Genomic DNA, 1,189 nt, shown 5'->3' on the forward strand with positions numbered 1-1,189 from the left:
CGCGCATGGTGCGACCATGGCCCAGCATCGCCTCGCCGATCGCAGCGACATTGCCGTCATTGTCGATCCACACCTTCTCGCCCAGTGCATCGGCCAGGATGGTGTCGAGCGGCACAAGCGCCCAAGGGTCGAGCAGCCGCGGCGGATTCAATCGGGCACCATCGCCGATGAAATAGCCGGTGACGCCGATCCCGATACCGACCAGCGTGGATCGGTCGCGCTTTGCCGCGACGACGACTCCGTCGATCATGGTCCGAATCTGGCGGCACGCGCCGGAAATCTCGATGTCCGCCAGCTTTTCGCAGCGCGTCGCCTGGACGTTGCCGGCGAGATCGAGCAGCACCAGCGAGACGGCATCAGTCATCACGGACAGGCCGATGGCGAAGGCCGATGCGCCATTCAGCGCCAGCTTGGTCGCTGGCTTGCCGACGCCGGCCGCGATCGGAATCGCCTCGTATAGCAGGCCGCGCGCGATGAGCGGCTCGACCAGGCGGGTGATCGAATGCGGCGCCAAGCCTGTCAGGCGGGCCAGGTCGGCACGGCTCGCCGAACCCTGGCGCGAGAGCAGGTTCATCACAAGGCGTTCGTTCGCCGTCGCGGTACGCCGCCCGTCGTCCCGCAGGAACTGGGGCGGAAATGTCCCGGCGGTGATCACGGTCATTGCCGGGAAAGACTGTGTCGCGGCGTTCCTGTCAAGCGCGGTATCAGCAGTCCGGCAGCGAAGGCGCACGCAATGGCGACGGCCAGTGTGAAGGCGAAATATCCCTGCGCCGTGAAGGTCGGCATACGCCCCAGGCTCCCCCCCAGGGCGAGCCCCGCCAACCCCAGCGCGACCTTCGACGCCATGGCATACACCCCATAACCGCGAGGGCCCGCCGCCAGCAGCGGCAGGATCGCCCATCCGATGAGATTGGTCACGCCCATCGCCAATCCCAGCAGCACGAGCATGGCCGGTCCGACGCTCCAGCCATAGCTGATCGCGACGGCGCCGCTTGCCGCATAGGCGAGCGCCAGGACCGCCACGCCTTGATGAAGCGATCCGATGCGCATCGGCAGAAGGGCCGATGCGGTTCGCCCCAGGACCAACCATGTCAGGACCGCCGTCCCATCCTGTCCATCCGCCCGGCCGAGGGGCAGGTGCAGCACTGCCTTCGCGAGAGCGGCCAGCGCGACGATGCCAATCATGCTG

Annotated in this window: 2 protein-coding genes; both read right to left on the reverse strand. The window is 67.3% G+C overall.

Annotated features, from left to right (window positions below):
* Positions 1-661, reverse strand: a 661-nt coding sequence (locus U1700_RS14965) for an ROK family protein (RefSeq protein WP_332753473.1), incomplete at its 3' end; no start/stop codon positions are given.
* The coding region (locus U1700_RS14970; protein WP_332753474.1) for a hypothetical protein at positions 658-1,189 on the reverse strand (532 nt) is incomplete at its 5' end. The genes U1700_RS14965 and U1700_RS14970, both read right to left, overlap by 4 nt.

Origin of the sequence: Sphingomonas sp. RB1R13, from assembly GCF_036663775.1 — a bacterium.
Classification (GTDB): domain Bacteria; phylum Pseudomonadota; class Alphaproteobacteria; order Sphingomonadales; family Sphingomonadaceae; genus Sphingomicrobium.